General features: G+C 61.7%; 13 protein-coding genes and 1 pseudogene. 2 read left to right on the top strand and 12 right to left on the bottom strand.

Annotated elements, in window-relative coordinates:
• Positions 1 to 500: pseudogene (locus tag D472_RS0116745) on the bottom strand (DUF418 domain-containing protein); the annotation flags it as partial.
• 783 nt (positions 501 to 1,283) lie between these two features.
• Between D472_RS0116745 and D472_RS0116740 the strand changes: the two are divergent.
• Both D472_RS0116740 and D472_RS0116735 read left to right on the top strand, forming a co-directional pair.
• Positions 1,284 to 3,047, top strand: a complete 1,764-nt coding sequence (locus D472_RS0116740; RefSeq protein WP_152447990.1) for a hypothetical protein — start codon at positions 1,284 to 1,286, stop codon at positions 3,045 to 3,047.
• Positions 3,048 to 3,104: 57 nt separating this feature from the next.
• Positions 3,105 to 3,338 (top strand): hypothetical protein, encoded by a 234-nt coding sequence (locus D472_RS0116735; protein ID WP_017605626.1) that lies wholly within the window; start codon positions 3,105 to 3,107, stop codon positions 3,336 to 3,338.
• Between the two features lie 160 nt (positions 3,339 to 3,498).
• Here D472_RS0116735 and D472_RS0116730 read toward each other — a convergent pair whose 3' ends face one another.
• From D472_RS0116730 to D472_RS0116680, 11 genes are all read right to left on the bottom strand, one after another.
• Positions 3,499 to 3,765, bottom strand: a complete 267-nt coding sequence (locus D472_RS0116730; RefSeq protein ID WP_017605625.1) for a hypothetical protein — start codon at positions 3,763 to 3,765, stop codon at positions 3,499 to 3,501.
• Between the two features lie 433 nt (positions 3,766 to 4,198).
• Positions 4,199 to 8,203, bottom strand: a complete 4,005-nt coding sequence (locus tag D472_RS0116725) for a type IV secretory system conjugative DNA transfer family protein (protein ID WP_026117778.1) — start codon at positions 8,201 to 8,203, stop codon at positions 4,199 to 4,201.
• 157 nt (positions 8,204 to 8,360) lie between these two features.
• Positions 8,361 to 10,598, bottom strand: a complete 2,238-nt coding sequence (locus D472_RS0116720) for a hypothetical protein (RefSeq protein ID WP_026117777.1) — start codon at positions 10,596 to 10,598, stop codon at positions 8,361 to 8,363.
• Positions 10,599 to 10,705: 107 nt separating this feature from the next.
• A complete protein-coding gene (locus tag D472_RS0116715; RefSeq protein ID WP_017605623.1) occupies positions 10,706 to 12,490 on the bottom strand; it encodes an AAA family ATPase in 1,785 nt (594 codons plus the stop codon).
• 564 nt (positions 12,491 to 13,054) lie between these two features.
• Positions 13,055 to 13,996, bottom strand: a complete 942-nt coding sequence (locus tag D472_RS0116710; protein WP_152447989.1) for an AAA family ATPase — start codon at positions 13,994 to 13,996, stop codon at positions 13,055 to 13,057.
• A gap of 28 nt (positions 13,997 to 14,024) precedes the next feature.
• Complete coding sequence (locus D472_RS0116705) at positions 14,025 to 14,522, bottom strand: hypothetical protein (protein ID WP_017605621.1); 498 nt, start codon at positions 14,520 to 14,522, stop codon at positions 14,025 to 14,027.
• Between the two features lie 31 nt (positions 14,523 to 14,553).
• A complete protein-coding gene (locus D472_RS0116700) occupies positions 14,554 to 15,222 on the bottom strand; it encodes a hypothetical protein (RefSeq protein ID WP_017605620.1) in 669 nt (222 codons plus the stop codon).
• Positions 15,219 to 16,163 carry a hypothetical protein gene (locus D472_RS0116695; RefSeq protein WP_017605619.1) on the bottom strand — a complete coding sequence of 315 codons (945 nt, stop codon included), beginning with the start codon at positions 16,161 to 16,163 and terminating at the stop codon, positions 15,219 to 15,221. Before D472_RS0116695 ends, D472_RS0116700 begins: the two co-directional genes overlap by 4 nt.
• A gap of 150 nt (positions 16,164 to 16,313) precedes the next feature.
• Positions 16,314 to 16,964, bottom strand: coding sequence for a hypothetical protein (locus tag D472_RS0116690; protein WP_017605618.1), 651 nt, complete (start codon positions 16,962 to 16,964; stop codon positions 16,314 to 16,316).
• A gap of 5 nt (positions 16,965 to 16,969) precedes the next feature.
• The gene (locus D472_RS27180; RefSeq protein WP_239642993.1) at positions 16,970 to 17,905 is read right to left on the bottom strand and encodes a hypothetical protein; all 936 of its coding nucleotides are present in this window, start codon (positions 17,903 to 17,905) and stop codon (positions 16,970 to 16,972) included.
• 64 nt (positions 17,906 to 17,969) lie between these two features.
• Positions 17,970 to 19,514, bottom strand: coding sequence for a phage tail tip lysozyme (locus D472_RS0116680; protein ID WP_152447988.1), 1,545 nt, complete (start codon positions 19,512 to 19,514; stop codon positions 17,970 to 17,972).
• Between the last annotated feature and the right edge of the window lie 96 nt (positions 19,515 to 19,610).

The raw sequence follows: 19,610 nt of genomic DNA, 5'->3' as shown, positions 1-19,610 counted from the left end.
AGCACGCAGACGGTCCCGGCCAGTGCCAGCGCTGCCCGCCGGCGGCGGGTGGTGACGATGCCGGCGACCAAGATCGTGATGAGGCCGTAGACACCCAAGATGTCTTGGGCGAAGAACAATGCGTGCACGGCTCCGAAGACCACCAACCCCAGACCCCGGCCGCGCAGGAGCGCCGTGGCCCGCTCCTCGGCCTGTCCGCGGTCGAGCCCGGTGGTCGACCCCGTCCGAATGGATTCGTGCGCGAGCGTGGCCAGGCCGAAGCCGAACAGGAGCGCGAAGAGGGGGTAGATCCTCGCGTCGACCAGCAAATGCAGCAGGTTCGATACGAGGTCCTCGGTCACGGCGGGGGCTTCGGGGGTTTGGCGGAACCAATAGTGGGTGTTGGCGGCGGCGATGAGCAGGAGCATCGCTCCTCGCGCCAGGTCCGGGACGAGCAGGCGTCGATCGGAGTCGGATCCCGGCTCTCGTGCCGGTGTTCGCGTCCCTCCGTTCATGTGCATGTCAGGAAATTACTAGGCACGCATGCGTCGACTGATGGCCGGGTGGCGTGACCAAGTCCGAGCGCGGCCCTGGAGTGCTGTTTCTTGGAAGGACTTGACGGAGGTGAGAGCAAGGCATGGCCATCCTCTGGTTCGCACCAGGACCGGCGGATGTCGGAGTGGCTCGCGGTCCGCCGTGGCGAGTGTCCGTTTTGTGATCCGTTGATCCAAGGAGCGCAAAGGACCAGGCGGTAGAGGATGAGGAGGCCGAGGAAACCGTGTCCACGTCGGTGTTCGGGTTCGCCGATGCTGATGATTTCACAGCAGGTCAAGGGCGAAGAGATGCGTAATTCAAAGTGCGATGGAGGGCCATGGAGGATGTCTTCGCTCCGCTCGCTCCCGCGTAGGCAGGACGGGAGCCTGAGTAGATGCCGCCCTCTGGACATTGAGGACTCATGCGAGATTCGGTTAATATGTGCTTTGGAAAAATGCTGATAGCTGAAGAAAATTCTGCATCCATATGCGGAAGCGGCCGAGAGAATAGGGGCATTTCTCAAGGCCGGTTCCGGAAGTGAATGCTTTCACCTGCGACGACACAGGGTTCGCGTAGGCGATGGAGGCCGTGACCGGCGGCCGGAAGGGCCGTCCCGCAGATGGGGATCCAAGCGCGCGCCTCGGCCCGGCTCCGGATCGAGGCGGATCAAAGGGATGAGGAAGGAACGGGTCGTGGCGAGGGCGAAGAAAAGGAACCTGGGTGCCGCCAAGCATCCGGACCCCAGTACACCGGGGTCGGATGACAGGGTCGTGAGCGCCGAGATCATCGAAACCTTGGGGGAGAAGGTACGCGATGCCGGTGCCCGTGCGGGGCAACGGATACGGCGAGCACACCGGCAGCGCGGTGAGCGCAAGAGCGCTGATCCGCGTGAACAGAGCAAACGGTATGAGCGCGAACTGAGCCGCGAGCAACGACGAATCAGGCGTGAAGCGGCGAACGGAGACCCTCTGGCCCAACTCGAACTCGATACTCAGCGCGCGCAGGAGCAGTTCATTCGCTACCTACGTGAATCGGATGTCACCGCACCAGGACAGGGGCATCAGGCTCGACGCAGGAAACTCAGCGCTCGGCACCAGGAGTACGTGTCGAGGATGGTGGCCCACTGCCTCAAGCCGCTCCGACGCGGGGTCAACTTCAAAAACGTGCTCTCCACCGTGGGCATGAGTACGGCGATGTGGTTGCTTTCACCCAACTTCCGTGCCTACGTGGGCGACCAGGTCGCACAGGTGGCCACCGGCATGGGGTGGGAGATCGACAGACGGTCCCGGCGCGAAGCCAAAATCCTCGCCCAGGGTGAGAAGTCCCGCGCGAAGGAGGCCGCACACCACGCCAGGACCGGCCAAGGACGCGAGGGCATGAGCCGCCGGCACCGCAAGCGCCTGGAACGCATCGAAAGGATGGAACGAGGCGACCGCGACCTGTTCACCGAACGCAGTGCCGCACTGGCGCACGTGGGTATCGCCCAGAACGCCTACGACCAGATGCGCGAACCCGGCGCCGACCGGGAACTGATCAAGCAGAACTACGAGAGTGCCCTGAGCGCACTCTACGGTTACGTGGACGAGGATGGGTTGGACCGTGAGGCGGTGCAGCGCGACATGCGCGTCATCGTCGGTCGACTCATCGAACGCGACCCCGCACAAGCGGCGGTCTTCTCCGAGCTGGGACACGGCAGGTTCATCAAGAGCGAACCGCAGAACGTCATCTTGCCCGGTACCGACCGCTCGGCGAAGCTCTGGTCCGGGGACTACGTCGACGCCTACGCCGGGGACGTGATCACCGGCGGAGCCTTCACGCTGCGAGAGCCGATGAGCGCGGAGGAGCATCGCACCGCAGTGGCTCGGACCGTGTACGGAGAACTCGCCGGCGCGCGTGGCCCGGCGGAGTTCGGCGAGGTCCTGGAGCAGTACGCCATCGGCTCGGCCACCCGTGAATACCCCGAATCGGTCGAGTTGACCGAGGACCCCACGGCACGTGCTCGACTCGAGCGCTCTCGTGCGATGTTCACGTCCATGCGTGAGGACGGACTCAGTGCCCAAGAACAGAAACTGGTTCACATGGGCGGGGTCCTGGAGGCCTGGCGGGAGCTGGAGCGTACGCATCCACAGATGGCGACGCAGTGGAGCCGGGCCCTGGGACCCGACTGGGAACGAGGAGTGCGTGATCTCATCGAAGAATACGGAGACTTCGATGAGGGGGCGCCCTGGGATCGGGAGCGGCCACAGGACGCGCGGGTCCGGGCCGAGCCGAAGCGGGACCATTGGCGAAGGGTCGAGCCCGGGACCTTCGCCGAGACCGGGGTAGGGGCCGTGCACGAGGAGCCGGCTCCAGGGCAGCAGAGGCCGGAGACGTCGCGAGCGTTCGCGTCGGGCAGGCCTCCGGGGCGGCACAGAGCTCCTGGTGGGACGGCCTTGAGAACGTTGGCCGCACAGGGAACACGGCCTGACGAGACGCCCCCGAAGGCGAGTGCTCCAAGAGCAAAGCCATCCGGGGATCACGAATTCGGTGACTGAGTAACAGTCCCCACAAGATGAACATCGAGCATTATCAGAAGAGGGAAAGGCGGCAGGATGGAACCCTTTGAAGAAGTTCTCAAGAGAGTTCTCGGCTTCGTGCCGGGTGAAGATGATGAGCTATGGGAGAAGATGGAAAGGGACGCAGCGGAGCGCATCGCGCGGGAGGGTGGCATCGGCTGGGACATGCAACGGGCTGCCGAGACGGACTGGCCCGCGGAACAGAAGATGCTCGATCAGGGCCAGAACGGGCGTACGCCCAGGCTCGAGATCGAGAGCGGTGAGTCTTAGTAGAGTGGTTGCTCCGCACCGGGTCCCAAGAGCCTCGAGTGAAACGTTCGACCTGTCATCCTATCTTCTCTGACCGTGGGTTCAGAACCTGCCGACGCCGAAAGAAGGCCGGGAAGGGACATCAGGAGGAGAGAACCCCCTGATGTCCCTTTCTACGGCACTAGTTCTGGTCGAAGATGAAGAGCAGCACAAGAAGGTGAGGGATGGCGATCACGGCAATGGCCAGTAGTCGTCCGCCCCAGTCGATCCCCAGTGGCTCATTGACCATCGCGATCAAATAATCGAAGCCGGGACGGGCCAATTCCAACAACGGATCTGTCAACCCGGACAGGAATAACAGCCAGAACAAACCCCACAGCATCGCTAAGGCGATACACGCGCCAAGAAAACGACGTAGGTTGAGAGTTCTGACTCGGTTGGGGGGCATGTTTTTCTCCTCATATGCAGGCTGATTCGGAAACCATCCTAAGGTTTGCTGTCAATGGAGAAGCCTGGCTGTTCGGCCGGGATCAGGATCTTTCCATCCTCGGTGAGCGATGCCGGCCAAGCCGTTCAGGAGTGTGGGGAGGCCCCGGTAGCGTGCTTGAAAGGATCCAAGGGGCGAGGTCTTCGCTCGTCCGGATTCGCCGGCGGAAGTCATCGACTCTTCGCGCCGAACCAGGAGTCGTCTGACCGGTCGCGGTTCGATGGCGACTTTTCAGCCATCCCCACGTCGACGTACGGGCACCGTGTCGGAACACATGCTGACGCCGACCGTCTCCGAGTCTGGAACAGCCCTGCTCTGGACTCGTCCGCCAAGGCTTGCGGGCGGGTGAGGGGAGCTCGATCGACCGCGCTCCCCTCACCGGCTCTTGCCGTGGCTACCCTTGCTCTCTCATGACATCGGCCATGGCCTGGTCGAACTCACCGCGGGCCAAGTCCTGCCAACCGTTCTTCTCGGCGAGGAATTCGTAGAACGCTCCGTGAACACGGAAGCCGTGCAGGTCGGCCAACTGCTCGGGATCCTCGAAGAACACCCGTTCCCCATCGCGTTCGTTGGCCTGCTGGAGTCGTCGCATCGCCTCGGACTCGTCCTGGGGGGAGATGTAGACCGTCGAGCCGTCGGCACTGCGCAGGGAGCCGTCGACGCCCGTGGAGAAGTGGTCGCCGTCCTGTTCCAGTGCCGACCGCGCCCTCTTGTACGCCTCGATGATCTGTCCGTCCAACGGACCATCCAGTGCGCCTGCGTGAGGCCGTTCAGGATCGGAGGAGAAGTGGACCAACATGTCACGACTGATCAGTCTGTCGGCGTAGCGCTTCATCCGGAACTCGTCCATCCGTGTTTGCTGGATGTCGACGAACTGTTGCAGGGCCTGGTCGTACTCCCAGTCCATGTCGTCCATGTCGATGACGCCCTGCAGGTCCTCGGGGTCGACTTCGGCGGAACCACTCAGGCCCTGCTCTTGGGCGTACTCCTCACCGCGTGCCGCGTCCACGAGTTCCATGACCTCGTTGGCGTAGGTGTCGGGGTCCAATCGTGCGATGTCGGCCTCGGAAAGGCCATGTGCCGCCTTGTGCTTTTCACGGCACTCCACGGCCAGTTCGGCCTGCTGCATGCGCTTGGCCAGCATCGCCTCGAAATCGGGCTGGTTCATGCGTACGTCGAAGTCCACCGCGCTGGACAGTGTGGGAATGGTCTGGAGCGTGTAGTCATGGCCAGGGTGCGTGATCGTGTCTTTGAACAATCGCCAACTCATCGGCAGGATCATCTCGTTGCGATTCCACACGGGCGGGTCTCCCGCTCGGAACACGATCGAGTTGCGTTCGGAGATGAATGCCAAGTCGTTGTAGCTGATGACCGGCTCTTCCCTGGTCGACATGGTGTAGGAGACCTTGCTCTCCACGTTCGTACCCTTGATCAGCCGACCCTTGTCCTGGGTCACGGTCTTGGAATCCATGTAGGTGGTGTGGCGTTTCCCCGACATCTTTTCCAACGTCTCGAGCATCGAGTCGTCAGTGCTCTTGAGAAAGACGATGTTGGAGGTGTTGCCCTGCACGATCTTGTCCACGCTCTCACCGTAGACGTCACGCAGCTGCTGCAGGGTCTGGAGGATGAGCGTGAACTGCTGGTCTTGGCCCAGGCCGATGGAGAGCATCGTCTCGAACCCGGAGATTCCATGGCCCTCGGATTGGAGGTTGCCGAGCTCATCGAGCATGAATCGGGTTTTGTAGAGCGGTTTTTGGTTCTCCTTGGTCATGTACGACTTGTCGAAGTTCAAATCGACGAGCTGCTTGATCAGGATCAGGATGAGTTTGGCGTACTTCATCAGGTGCGGCGGCGTCACCAAGAAAACCGCCTTGGGTTGCTCCGAATAGCGCACCATGGTCTGCACGATGGCGTTGGCCTGGCTCATTTCCTTTTGAGGAAGGTCCCCGGTGATGTTGGTCAGTCGCACCTGGGGGTAGGTGGTGTGGCCCGGTTCGAAGGAACCGTCATCGGTTTTCTTCAGCTCCAGCAGAATGCCGTTACGTACGATCTTTTGGTCGGTGACCGGGTCGGTGATGAAGAATCGGCCGTTGAGTGAGGTCTGGTAGTCCTTGGTGAACTTGAAGTAGAAGGTTCGGATCAGCATGCCGCTCTGCGGGTTCAACAGACGCAGCCGGATGTAGGCGACATCGCTGCTGAACTTGCCCTTGAAGTAGAAGCGGGCCCAACCTTCGCGGGAGACGATGTCCTCGTGTTCGAAGTCCGCGCCCAACGCCTCCGTGAACATGGGGTCGGAGTAGGCGTCCCACTTGGCCTGGGAGCCGATCAGGTGGTCGCGCTTGAGGTAGTTCATGGTGAACCGCACCCCCATGCGCCGAGGGAAACTCAGGCCGCCCAGGTCGGTGTTCTGACTGGGAGTGCCCGAGGTGAGCGTGGAGATGGTCGGGTCGGTGAAGAAACTCATCGCGGTGATCGCGATCCCGTACACGGACGCGAGCATCTTCTCGGCCGCCCCCATGGCTCGCAGGGCGTTGTCGGCGTTGCCGACCAAGGTGCGCATCGAGTTGTTCGGGAGCGCGTTGGTAGCATTGAAGAACAAGGTGAGCATGTCCAGCTCTTCCTTGCCCTCCCACAAGAAAACCTTGCGTTCGGCTTCCTCGAGATCGGCTTCTGCTTCGGCGTCACGGAACGTGCCATCGTCGGGGTTTCCGTAGTCGCCTCTTTGGGCCTTCTCTTCGACCAGTTGGACCGGGTTCTTCACCTTCTTGGCCGAGAGCTGCACGAACAGCTGGTAGCAGTTGTACAGCGTGACCTTGCCCCATTTCTCATCGAGTTTGGTCTCCAAGACCTTGGGGTCCATGCCCACCCGGGCGGCGTAGGCGCGTAGTTCACGCTCTTCTTCCAAGTAGTAGTCGATGAGACCGTAGGCGGCGCGCTTGAAGGCGTTGTTGGCGGCGTTGGGCCATACCGGGTCCTCGCCGCTGTCGAGGGGGAAGAAGACATCGGCGATGTTTTCGATGTACATCGCACACTTGGTGGAGTCTCCTTCGCGTGCCGCTTCCGCCGCCATCCCGAGCGGGTTGTAGATGTCGGTCTTCATGGCGTTGATGAGGTTGAACTGCACCACCTGGAAGCCGCGCATGGCGGCCCGCACATAGTGCTTGACCAGTAGCTCACCCTTGGGGTCGTTGATGACCATGTTGTTGGGCTGCTTCTCGCGCAACCACATGTCGATCATCGGCTCGATGTAGGTCTGGCCCTTGCCGGCGCGGGTGATGGCCAAGACCATCGTGTTGACCGGGGCGGTGTCGACGATGTAGGCACCGGCGGGACGCTGGACCTCATATTCGGGGAAGGTCCAGTCATCGTTGATCATTTCCGCGACGGTCTTGTACTTTCCGAGTTTTTCGCGGTCCTTGCCATCTGGGTTGTAGGGGATCTTCGTGGTGTCGAAACGTTTACGGAGGGACTTGTCCTTAGGTAGGCCCGAGGCCTCGAACAGGGCGTCGCCGAACTTCTCGTCGATGAACGGCATTTTCCTGGTGATCGCCTGATCCTCGTCATCGCGCAAGATCTCGCCCTGGAGGTATTCGATGTCGCCCTCGGAGTCGTGGACGTCTTCCTTCGCGCGTTGAGCGACCGGGATCGGTGCCAGACCCTTGTTCGTGATCATGACGTGGCTGATCATCGAGTTGGGCTGTACACCCGAGTGGGCACCGGCATCGGGGAACCAGTCGAACTTGCGCACGATCTCCTGTGGCAGGGCGATGTGCTGGTCGCCGTGGTTCTGGTTGATGTCGCTGGTGTCGTGCAGCAGGTTCTGCGAGTCCAGATTGCGCATGAGGCGTGGGTAGAGCACACCGAACAGGGCCAGGCCGGTGCCGAGACTGACGACCGGCTTGCTCCAGTCCAGATGAAGGATCCAGCCCAAGAGCGTGTCGGGTCGGCCCTCACGTTCGGCGTCGAGTTCTCTCTGCTGGGCCGTCAGGTCGTCGAGTACCCACTGAGGTGGGTCTTCCAGAGCCTCATCCTCGGTCTCGTGGCACGGCCGTTCGGTCATCACCTGCCCGGTCTCGTCCAGGACGTGGTAGCAGTACCGGGTGGGGGAGAGCCTCTCGCGTTCGATGAAGTCGGGGACCACGGGCCCACCGAAGGAGGCGGTCACGATGCTCACCGTGGCCTGACCCGCCGACCACAGGGCCCACACCAACATGGCGACGAGAATGCTCGCCGTGACGGCGAGCACGCTGCGTGAGGTACGACTTCGCTTACGTTCGATGCGGGAACGATCGAGCTGCTGAGATTCGTAGACGTCGCGGTTGGCGTTCGTCTCCTTGGTTTTGCGTGAGGAGAGCTTGTCCCAGGCGCCCGATCTAGGGCTAGAACTTCTCCTGGCCATGGTGCGCCTTTCATTGGTGCATGCGCTTGAAATCGATCAATCTGCTGACCCAACGGAAATCAAATAATTTTTCCGAGTGTGTCAAAAGGCGTTTCCTCTAGTTATGGAGTTAGGGCCTTGGATGTAACCGTTGATCTGCTTCATGGTTTTGATGGGTCTAGTTGAACCACACTGGGAGAATCATTGCGTTAGGGCTGAAGGTGTCGTACCCGAGCCACCACCCGATGATGATTCCTACACCAATGGCCACCATAGAGATCACGGCCATGAGAACGAAGAGGATCTTGTTGGTGCGACTCTGGGCCTTGTTTATGCGATTCAGTTCCTCGGCGCTGGAGCGGTTGGCGCGGTCCAGCGCAGCAAGTTGGCTTGAGTACTCCTGGTGCATGGTGTTGGTCATGCTGCGCGTCTTCTCAACCAGATCGGTGTACATTTGGTTGTTGGCTTGGGATTTGTGCTGCCAGGATTCCTCGCGTTCACGAATCCGAGCAGCGGCCTGTTCACGGTTGCGTTCCAGTTCGGATGTCAGCCTGCTCAGTTCGCCTTGTAGTCTGCGTATCTGAGCCTCGTGTTCGCTCTTGAGTTCTTCTGCTCGCTGAGCGTGCTCGGCTTTCATCTTCTCGATACTGGTGTCCAATTTCAGTTGTTCGGCCAGTGCCTCGGCGCGGGCGATATCCTGTTTTCGATTATCGTCGATGTAACGCGTGATCTTCACGTTCCAGCGATCGAACAACTCCATCTCGGCTTCGCGATGGACTGCTTCACGCTCCGACAGCAATTGGAAGGCGCGTGTGGCGCCCATCTGCATTCGCGTGTGCGCGTCCTTGCGGCGCATTTCCAACATCAGTTGGCGCTGGTGGGTGTAGCGCTCTTCGTTTCGACGCTCGATCTCCAGGGCCACATCGGCGATTCTGCGCTCGAACTCCGGACGATTCCTGTCCCAGAAGGCCTGTCGGGCTTGGGCCGCCGCGATCTCGGCTCGATCATCGGCATCCTTTTCATAATGCCGGGTGATCTCGGTGCGCCGGTTGCTGATGTCCTCGGGCGCCTTGGCCTTGAGCTCGCCGTGCTCCTTCTCGGCAGCGGCCAAGAGCATGTGGTAGATCGAACCTTCACGCTGTTCGTCCACCGCCCGCATGACCGACTCGGCGTGCAGGCTCATCGTCTCGACGAAGAGGTTGCGTAGTTCTTCGCGATGGTCGTGGTGGAGTCTTTCCAACTCGGAGTTGGCCTGGTCGGCCAGCAAGGAGACCTGTTCGCCGAGCCAGTCGGTGGCCTTGCCACCCGGTTCCAGTCGTATCGCCGGGGCCTGGGTGTTGAACGTGGCCTCGAATTCGTCGAGGGCGACCTCGAGGTCCAAGTCCTCGGATAGGAAACGCCGTGCGATGGTGGCACGAACCTGCTCTTCGGTGAACTCTCGGTCCCGATTGTGTTCCACGTACCGCGTCCGGGGGCCGGGCTCTTCCTCCCCGTGGTCGTCCTCATCGTATTCGACCGCTTCAACACCACCGAGGTCGTCGGAGACCCACTGGTCCACGCCCTCATCGGCCTCCCCGCTGAGCGGCTCCTCGGGTTCCTCGTAACCCAGCCAGTCCTCGCCGAGCGAGGGGGCCTCGTTCGGTTCGTCGTCGAGACCCTCCTCGACCTCCGGGCGCGCCGCGTCCGTCAAGGGAGAACCGTCGTCGATGGGGGTGGCCACGCGGTCGCCACCGTCTTCACCAGGGCCCGTGGCGTCGATGTGGGGAAGCGGGCCCGCCTCGGTGACGCCCGTGGCGTTCGAGGGGGTGGCGGGGTCGTCGATGGCCTGGGTCCAGGCCCACACGTGCGGCAAGTAGTCGGTCAAGTCGCGGCTGCCGTTGGCGACGGCCACCGCGTCGGCGTAACCGACCTCCTTGTCGTTGATGGGGCTGACCACCAGCTCTTGGCCATCCGAGCTCGGACTCAGCACCATCCAGTGGTACCTGGCGTTGGTGAGCAGCGAATACTCTTCCATACGTTCCAGGGTCCGGGGAGTGGGGATGATTCCCAGGATCTCCCGGTCGAGGAGGTAGCGAGTGGTGATGGCCTGGATGAGGTCGTTGTTGATCAGCTCGATGAGCGAGCCCTTGGCTTCGTCCTTCTGCTGCTTTTTGTTCAACCCGCCGATGTGCTCCACCGGCAAGGCCAAGGCGACCCAGGAGTTGCCGCCGGGGAGAACGAAGGGATCGTTCTGTCCGAGCAGGTCGATGACGGCGTTGACGGTGCTCTCTCGCACCACACTGGCCAGCATCTCCTCGGGCTTTCGTCGTTTGGCGCGTCTCTTGCCGTCGCCGCTCTGCGAGGCGCTCGATTTCGGACCGGTGGAGGACGTGTCATCGACCGCCCCCTTCTTTCGCATGCCATCGAGGAATCCCATCGGCACACCCTCTCTCATCCGTACCAGACGTATCGAACCAGCTTTTTCATCAGCCTTTGTAGAGGCACTTTCGGCCTGATGAGACCTTGCCTCCTCCGGCGATCTCCTTACCGGGCCGCGGTCACCTCGACATAGGAGTCACTCTTGCGCAGCCCCTTGTCCTCGCTACGCATCGTCCCGCGTACGTCCACCCGTAGGACTCGTTCATAAGGGTGGGCGTTGATGAAGGCGGCGAGGGAAGTGGTGACCTCTTCGGTCATCTTCGAGATCGCCGCACGAGCGCCTCCGGCGTTGGAGTCGGTGTCCCCGTGGTCGTCGATAAGGTATTGGAGTACCCGTTCAGCGATCTCGACCCGAACCCCATGTTTGACCATGATTTCGCGGCGCATCTCACGAAGCTTGTTTTTGACGATCTTTCGTTGTGTCTCGCGTGAGAGCGGCTGGAAAGGGACGATAGCGTCGATTCGTCCCAGCAGTTCGGGCGGAAACTTGTTATCACCCTGAGTGGTGGAGATCGACCTGCGGATCTCCTTCATTTTTTCTAACAATTCCTTGCCCGACCCGCTATCGTCCACGTTGTACTGGGCGATCGTTTCGTAAATCTCTGATCCCGCGTTGGTAGTGAGAACGATGTAGGTGTTGAGGAACGATACCTGGCGGCCGTTGTCATCAGAAAGCCTGCCGTCATCGAGTACTTGGAGAAGAACTCTTGTAATAGCTGAGGCAGCCTTTTCGATCTCATCGAAGAGTAGAACAGCATGTCCCATGTCCCATACGCGCTTGGTCAGTTCCGAGCGGAACAGATCCAGAGACTCTTCGCGCGCGAACTCGGACATGTCAAACCGGATAAGGTGGCGTTGGTCGTCACCGAACAGCAATTTAGCGAGCTGTTTGGTGAGCTCGGTTTTTCCTGTGCCAGTTGAGCCGGTGAGCAAAAAGGAAGACATCGGCTTCGTCTTATCGTTAAGGTCTGCAACGCATAGTTGCAACCTTTTGGCGACCACACTGGTAGCGAAATCCTGGGAGAACACCGCACTGTCGAGTTGTTGTTTGATTTTCACCGCGTCAACACTGAAGGCTACGTTGACGTTGGTTGATTCCATGAGGACGTCGGCCAGTAGGGCGCGGTCCATCGGGCGTCCGCTGTAGCGATGCCAACCCACCATCGAGTCCAGTACCAGGATCGACTTGCGGGGCTGGGTCGAAGCTGGAATGTACCGGTTGGTGTAATCGTAGATCAGTTCGAAAAGGTGGTCGTCGTAGAACTGATCTTCCACCTCGTAACGCCGGGCCATTCCCTTGAGGATTTCAATCGTGGTCCTTTGGTCAGGTGGACTCACGTTGATGCGTTGGAGACGTTCCATGAGCGGTTGGTTCGGTGCTACGTACTTATGGAACTCGTCGAACGTGGTAGCCGCGATGACCCGGATACCACGTGAACCAGAGGCCGCCAGCACCGGTTTGAGCGCCTCGACGGAGGCGGAGCTGAGTTGGACTACTTGGTGGAACTCGTCGATGAACAGCACTAGTTCCACTTGTTCTTCGACGCTGAACCGTTCAGCTTCGTCGAACAGGCCCTTGAGCAGTGCCGCCATCTCGTCGGGGGTACTCAGACCGGAGATCATTCGAGCCAGGTCCACTTCCAGATAGACCCGCTTGGAGTCCACCACCATGGCTGCCTGAACCAATGCGGTCTTGCCCGATCCGGGAGGGGCCAGCAAAAGAGCGTTGCACAGTTCAGGCCGAGACATAGCAGCCATGAGCTGGGAAATCTCATATTCGCGACCGACGATCTCACGCTCGGGGGATTTGAGAGGGTCGCTGTACTTGGCCAACTTCGGATAGAGAGCGCTGCGCTCGTCGTCGAAGGAGCCGTCAGGCCTGGTGAACAACTAACACCGCCTTCTGTGGACAAGAAGGTTACGACTGCGTTTCAATTCCACTCATATTTTGCTCATAAATCATCAAGATTTTAGCACGTCACCATGTTGTGGTGGCAGGGTAGAAGCCTTTTTGGGATGGCCATAAATGGCCATTGAGAGTGGGCCTGCCAAGCAGCTGGAATGCGACTATCCATCAAGCCTCAAAGGTAAAGAAGAAACCACTTCTTCGCGGATCGGGAAACCAAGAAAAGCTCCGGGGTCTCGCGATGGCCGCGCGAATGAGGTGTGCTTCGCCCACACCTTCCCGATGGGCTCACAAAGCCACACCTTCCCACTGTCCACAGCACGGTCACCGGCTATCCGAGCGCGGACCCGTCCGCCCCGCTTCCTTCCGTGAGACGCGTGGGCCCAGGGCCTTGGTGGGCCCATCAGGTCGGTACGTCCTGTGCGAGTCCGGATCAAACGCCAGGCCGATGGTCGCCCTCCCGTTTTTGCCGCTCGCCCCCTGCGTGCCGGGCCGCGGAACGCCCGTGCGGGTTCCTCTGAGCCAGACCCACGGTGGGCACACCCGTCTCATCGGACTCCATCCTCGTCCTCGACGTCCAAGTCGAGGAAGCCATCGAAGTCGGGATCGACCTCGACGACGTGTTCGGTGCGACGTTCCAGCCTGTCGACCAAGGCCTGCTCCACAGCGGGGGTGATCCTTTCCCGCAGGAGCCCTTCGGGGCTATCGGGGACGTAGTCCACTCCGGGTTTCTTGGCGGCCTCCTCAACGCGACGCCGAGCCTCCACCTCTTCCAGCAAGCGATCGAACGCGCCCTTGGGGAGCGGCTCCATCGCGCTCTGTCCCGATGGCACGTCACGACGCGAGAACCCCGCTCGGCCGTGAGGGGTTTCGTCGAGCTCCTCGTCGGCGAACAGATCCTGAATCTGCTCCGAGTGTGTGGGCACCGCGGTCTGGGCTTCGGCCACCATCTGCTCTGAATTCTCGATCGAATAGTCGGGGAAGTACTCGGCGAGGGCGTATCCACTGTTCTCCTCGGTGAGCACGGCACTGTTCTGCTCGCGGACGTCCACGAACACCAGCGGGGGCTGGTCGACGTCCTCCGGTGCGATCACGAGGAGGTCGGCTTCGGCGGGCAGTTCCCACATGATCCCGATCATGGAGTCGGGCACCCGGAAACGGGGACCGAAGTAGCCCTTGCGGACCAGTTCGCTCAGTTGATCGGTGTCGAACTCGTAGAAAGCGTCGATGGTCGGTTCCGACCCGGAACGAAACCGCAGTTCGGTGATGCCGTGGGGCAGGACGACGTCGGGTCGGATCCGGGTGAGCTGTCCACGTAGATGCAGGTAGGGACGGTAGTTCTGGTCGGCGTCATGGTGGAGGATCGACACCGTCTCCATACGCACGGCGATGTCACAGGACACGCCGTTCAAGGTCTGCGCGTCGGCCTCGTCGTTTCGGGCCAAGCGGTGGAACCACGGGTCGGTCATCCGCAGGGGTGCGATTATCACGCGGATCGCCTTTCTTCGATCTCGGGGGTCAGCGATCGACTTCCTCGCCCAACAGGGCACGCCGGACCTTCTCACTCAGTCGGCGCTGGGCACGCCACAACCAGCGCACCACGACCAGCACCAGGACGAAGATCAAACCTATGAGGAAAAGGCTGGGCGCCAGCCAGTGCGCCAGTTGTGTCTCCAAGGGGGAAGCCGGGCCGATGCCGGTACCGGTGGCCACCATGAGGAAGACGTTGGGGACCACGGTCACCGCGGCGAACATCGCCACGACATAGCCGGCCAAGCCGGAGACGACCATCGAACCGATGCGCGTGGCCAGCATCAACGAACGTGCTCCACCCGGCCCCAGACGCGCGCGGATACGCGCTCCCAAGGCAGGTCCCGCGACGTTCTGGTCGACCTGTTCGGCCGCGATGGCTCGCGGTGCGGCGCTCTCCTTGGCCCGTCGCTTCCTTTCGGGTTTGGTCGATGTGGTCGTGGAGGGTTTCGTCTTCTTTTTGGGGGCCGACGGAGCGGGACTCATGGATTGTTCTCCTGGCAGGGGCGTGGGTGTGTTAGGAGTGTTCGGGGATTCCGTCGGTCCAATGGGCGTCGATCCGGGTGATCGCACCTTCGTTCGCGGTCGTCCAGGACACCGACAGTGCCGCGACCGCAGGTTCTCGGTCGTCTTCTTCGTCCTCCTCCTCCGTGACGTCGTCGGTGTCGAAAACGTCGACGTAGGCGAAGTAGGAGTAGGAACCGACCTCGATGTCGACGAGTACCGGATCGAAGGTTCCCAACCTGGCCCGTGAACCCGTATCCAGCCCGGGGACGCCCTCGGAGACCAGAGCGTGGAGCGGATCGAGGATCTCGTCGTCGGTGGTGGGCGGCGGATCCCAGACGTCATCCTCTGCCGCTACGACCTCGCGCAACAGCGCGTGCATCGTCTCGCCGTCGGTCGCTACGCGTTCGACCCGTGTCGGCGAGGAGTCCTCCACCGACTTGATCCAGGCGGTGTGGAAGTCGGCTTCGGCTTCCTCCGCCTCGCTTTCGAGGTCTTCCACCAGGGTCGCCACCTCGGCCTGGTCGGCTTCATGCCCCGAGGACGCCGACCACACGGACAGCCCGCCCACGGCCAGCATCAGTACGGCCGTCCCCAGAGGAGCCCAGGAGACGATGCGCCGGATCCTCTCGCGACGACGCCGGCGCTCACGCTCGTAGGCTTCGATCTCGGCCAGGCTCATCCCTGGTCACCTTCGCCCTCGTTCTCTCGTTCCTCTTCGCCGTCGTCATCGCTGTCGATGGCGCCGAGGTTTTCTTCGGTGTCGCCGACGGCGATCGCACCGAACACCATCCGGTCGAACTTCTTGACCAGCGGATCGTAGGTCCCGTGCACCCAGGCGACCATCTGCCCGGTCTCGTCGGTCAGGGTCCAGACCAGGGGGATCGACAGATCCTGCGTGAAAAGGAGGGCTTCGTGAGCGGTCCAGGTATGGTCGGCCAAAGAGGTGTCCGATTCCAAGGTCGGTATCCGGGAGTGCCACTGGCTCACCGCGTCGAAGCCGTCCGTATCGAGCACTCGCGTGGTGAAATGCGGGATCAGCCGCCGCTCCAGACCATCGGTCGCTTCCTCACGTAGTCCCTTGGCGCAGGTGGTGAGCTCCTTGTCGGTGTACTCGCGTGTGTCGGTCGGTACCTCATCGAGGTAGGAAGAGCACTCATCGCGCTCACCCAGCCCGGGTGTTCGGGTGGGCAGATCGTCGAGGAGAAGTGGCCCGCTGTTCTCCAGGTAGGTGTTCTGTGCTTCGGCGATGTTCTCGCCCACGGTGGTGGCCTGATGTAGCCAGCGCTTGGCCTCGTTCTGAGCGGGTAGGTCCTCCAAGTCCTGCTGCGCGGCGGTGATGTCCTGCTGTGCGTCGAACCCGGCCTGTGCCTGTTCTTCCAACCGCGCTTGGTGCTGGGTACTGATCGCACCCGCTATGACCATCAGCACCAGCGCACCCAAGAGCCCCAGGCCGGTTCCCGACCAGTACGCGATCCGCAGTAGAAGGGTTCCGCATCCGCCCTGGGAACGCCGAGCCGAGGAGGGCTCGTCCTGTGGTGTGGAAAGGGCTGCGCCCGGACGTCCGGTCAGGTCGTCGGAAGACGATGGCGGGGTCGAGGGTTCGTTCGTACCATCGGCCACGTTGACCTCCTCCCTTATGCGACCATGAGGCATTTCTGACATATATAAAAATAGTTCTGTAGAACCACAATAGTGACTAATCATGTACACCTGGGACGTGAAGAAGCCCTAGTGCGAAGTCGCTTACATTCAGCGGACACCGGGGACGGGTCAGTCGGGACCGGAGGAACGCACCCGGGAGGTGGCGGCGTATCCTTCGACCTCGGATACTCCACCGGCACCATCGGTGGTCAACATGACCGTCGCCGTGTTCCGGGCACTGGCCTGACCGTCGTCGGAGGTGGTCCATACATCGACCAACACCAAATAGGCGTACTCGGTGCCCTGGACCGATATCACCTCGGTGTGGAAATCATTCACCCGTGAGTCGAGGCCCAGCAGGTCGATGAGCGGATACTCGGTGCCCTCACCGTCCACGTTCAACGGTGCCTCGGGTAGGAACGCCGTCATGAAGGTGGAGTCCTCGGGAAGGCCGTAGACGTTCGTCATGGTGGTACGCGCACTCTCGTACTCGGCATGGCTCTCCCAGGTCAACGCGGTGTTCAGCAGCTGGTGGATGAGGTTTTCGTCGGCCTCCAAACGTGCGGAGTCGGTCCCCGACACCTGGTCGTTGATCGAACGCTCTCGCTCGTCGTGTTCGGCCTCCAGTTCGGCCTTGCGTTCCTCCAGCTCGGATATGTGCTGCTCCTGCTCTTGCAGGGAGGCCTCTTGGGAACTTCGTGTGCTGAGGAAGGAGCCACCCGCCACGACGAGGATCACGGCCGCGACCAAGGGGAAGGCGTTGCGCTGGAAGAAACCCATCGAACCTACTCCTGATCCGGAACGTCCACGGGGCGGTCCCCGATCGTGGTCTGTCCGACGTAGAGGCTGTGGAACACCTCGGTGTGGATGTCGTAGGTGGCCCTTGCCCAGGCCAACAGGTCACCGGTGGAGGCTTCCTGGTTGAGCCAGGACACGTGGATGGAGTCGGGCGAATCGCTCAGGGACACCGCCACCAGTTCCCAGGAGTTCAGCGAGGCCTTGGCGTAGGTACCGCGGTTCTCATCGCTGTAGCGGATGTACCAGGGTGAGAGCACGTCGATCTCACCGGGCCCGTAGAACCTGTCCGCGCCGGGGTGGTAGGACTCCTCGTCCTTGATGATCCGAGCCGAATCATCGAAGAGGTCGACGAGTTCTTCGCGATGTTCGCCCACGGCCGCGAACGCTTCGCTCGCCTCTCCGCCCTCGGGTGGTTCCGTGCCGTTGGTGTCGACGAGGAGTTCCTGGTAGGTGTTCTGTGCCCGGGCGATGTGCTCGCCCTTCTCACGGGCCTGCTCCAAGGCCTGCTCCAGCCGCTCTTCGAGGCCCGAGGCCTCCGCCTCGTCCCACGTGTTCTCCTCCAAAGCGCGGATCTCTCCCGTGAGCAGGAGTATGGTCCGCTCGTTGTCCTCGAACCGCTCCTGAGCGGTGTCGGTGCTCGAGACCGCCAATGACCCGATGCCGACCACTCCGGCCAACAGCGCCCAGCCCAGGCTCGACCGCATCGTTCGGCCCACATCGCGGCGGGCCTTGGGCCCGTTGGCACGTTGTGCCTTGCGTTCCCTCTTGAGTCTTCGGCGCTCGGCCCGGCGCTCGCGCAACATCTCTTGCACGTCGTCGCCGGTCAACCTTCTACGGTCGGCCCTCCGCTTGGCCTGGTAGTCGTCGAGGCGTCCCATCACCTCCTCGCGACTCATCCGGTGCCAGGGTTTTTTCTCGGTCACCCTTCGTTCTCCCCGCGGTATCGCTATCCGAAGTTCTTTTCTCTTTGAGGCCCCTCTTCGTTGATCACATGAAGGGATCGGGACCCACACTCACGTGGATGTGGTCGATGTGGTTCTGTGTGTTGCTCCCACGACCGCCCGCGTCCCGGGTTATCTCATCGCCCCACTCCCCGACCGGGTCGTTACCGGCCGCCCACTTACGTTCGTCCCACAGGATTCCGCTGATATTGAGTTCTTCGGAGTTGGCGATGAGGTGGTTGATGACGATGATCGCCGAGTCGTACATCTCCTGGCTGGGAACTTCACCCAAGTCGGCCATCATGTAGTCGATGGCCTGGCCGTTGTGGTGGTTACTGCCCGGCTCGTTGCGCTGGCCCCCGGCCGAGAGGAAGAATCCACCGAACTCCTCTTGGAGGTGTTCATGCATGGCACAGGCGTGCGGGTGCATCGCCCCTAGGGAGTCACAGGGGATCTGCTCACCGGCCTGGACCACGCTTCCACTACCGATGTTGGCGGTGCGGCAATCCTGAATCACCGCGGAACGGCGGTTCTGGTTGGCTTGACCCAGAGTGGCCTCGGCTTGCTCCAGGATGGAGTCGGCCAGTTCCTCGTCCGCCTCCCAGGCGTCCATCTTCGCGAACCACCTGTTGGCGAGCTCTTGGCGTTCGGCCAGTCGTGGTGGGTTGGCGGGAACACTCAGCGACAAGCCTTCCCATTCGACCATCCAGTCTTCGGTGGACTCCGAAATCGACCCGGAGGGCTCCTCGATGAGGTCCTTCACGAAGCGAACCCGGGTAGGATCATCGTCAGAGATCATGAAACTGAGCTGGGTTTCGAGATCGGACCATTTTCCACCGGTCTTTTCGGCGTAGTCGGTGAGCATCTTGTTGCGGCCGTTGGTCCACTGCCCCAGCCCGATTCCCGCCAACTCGATGGCGGGCCATTCCTCAGCGTATGTGGCGTCGATGAGTTCGATCTTGAAGCCGTTCTCCTCCGCCGCCTTCGTTCGCGGGCCGATCTCATAAGCCTCGTCGTAGATCGTCTCAACGGTTGTCGGATCGATGTTCGATTCGGCTTCGAAGTTTCCTAGAACACCGGCGATATTCTCGTCTTGCATTCCCCATGCAGAAAGGATTGAATACAGCTTTTCGGCCATCTCGTCCATGGCCTTACTGTTGTTCGCGGACCGGGTGTTGTCGTCGATCTCGCGCACGGTCGCCTCGGTCATGGGCCGACAGTCCGGGGGAAGGGCGTCATGCTGGGCGGCACTGTTGCCCTGGGTGACGGCGTTCGCCACGACGACGGCGACGGAGACCAAGGCCATGAGTACGGCGGTGCCCGAGACCACGGCCCCGACCGCCACACTGACGGCTCCGCCCGCGAGCGCGGCGATCGCTCCACCCACGGCCAGCGCGATACCGACCAAGGGCTTCACAAAGGCGATGAGGAGATTCCACAGGGCGTTCAACCAGTTCAACAGCATGGCCGCTATTTGGGCCATCAGGCTCTTGAGCCACTTGAGGAACATCATGAAGATCATGAGCTGGCCGGCGACCCCGACGGCGGGGACGGCCACGGCCGCTCCAGCCCCCTTGGCGACGCTGCCCATGTTCCCCTCGGGGCCGTCCTTGGCGGCCTCGGAAGTGCCGCCCGCACCTAACGAGGGGGTGCCCTCATCGCTCGCGCCTTCCGAAGCACCGGCCGG

Origin of the sequence: Nocardiopsis alkaliphila YIM 80379 (assembly GCF_000341005.1) — a bacterium.
GTDB lineage: Bacteria > Actinomycetota > Actinomycetes > Streptosporangiales > Streptosporangiaceae > Nocardiopsis > Nocardiopsis alkaliphila.
The sequence above is the reverse complement of the archived record's forward strand: the minus strand, read 5'-3'. Positions and strand labels throughout refer to the sequence as shown.

Coding starts and splice junctions, on each gene's coding strand:
- D472_RS0116735 (WP_017605626.1), top strand. CDS start 3,105: ATGGAACCCTTTGAAGAAGTTCTCAAGAGAGTTCTCGGCTTCGTGCCG.
- D472_RS0116730 (WP_017605625.1), bottom strand. CDS start 3,765: ATGCCCCCCAACCGAGTCAGAACTCTCAACCTACGTCGTTTTCTTGGC.
- D472_RS0116725 (WP_026117778.1), bottom strand. CDS start 8,203: ATGGCCAGGAGAAGTTCTAGCCCTAGATCGGGCGCCTGGGACAAGCTC.
- D472_RS0116720 (WP_026117777.1), bottom strand. CDS start 10,598: ATGGGATTCCTCGATGGCATGCGAAAGAAGGGGGCGGTCGATGACACG.
- D472_RS0116705 (WP_017605621.1), bottom strand. CDS start 14,522: ATGAGTCCCGCTCCGTCGGCCCCCAAAAAGAAGACGAAACCCTCCACG.
- D472_RS0116700 (WP_017605620.1), bottom strand. CDS start 15,222: ATGAGCCTGGCCGAGATCGAAGCCTACGAGCGTGAGCGCCGGCGTCGT.
- D472_RS0116690 (WP_017605618.1), bottom strand. CDS start 16,964: ATGGGTTTCTTCCAGCGCAACGCCTTCCCCTTGGTCGCGGCCGTGATC.
- D472_RS0116680 (WP_152447988.1), bottom strand. CDS start 19,514: ATGGGCAGCGTCGCCAAGGGGGCTGGAGCGGCCGTGGCCGTCCCCGCC.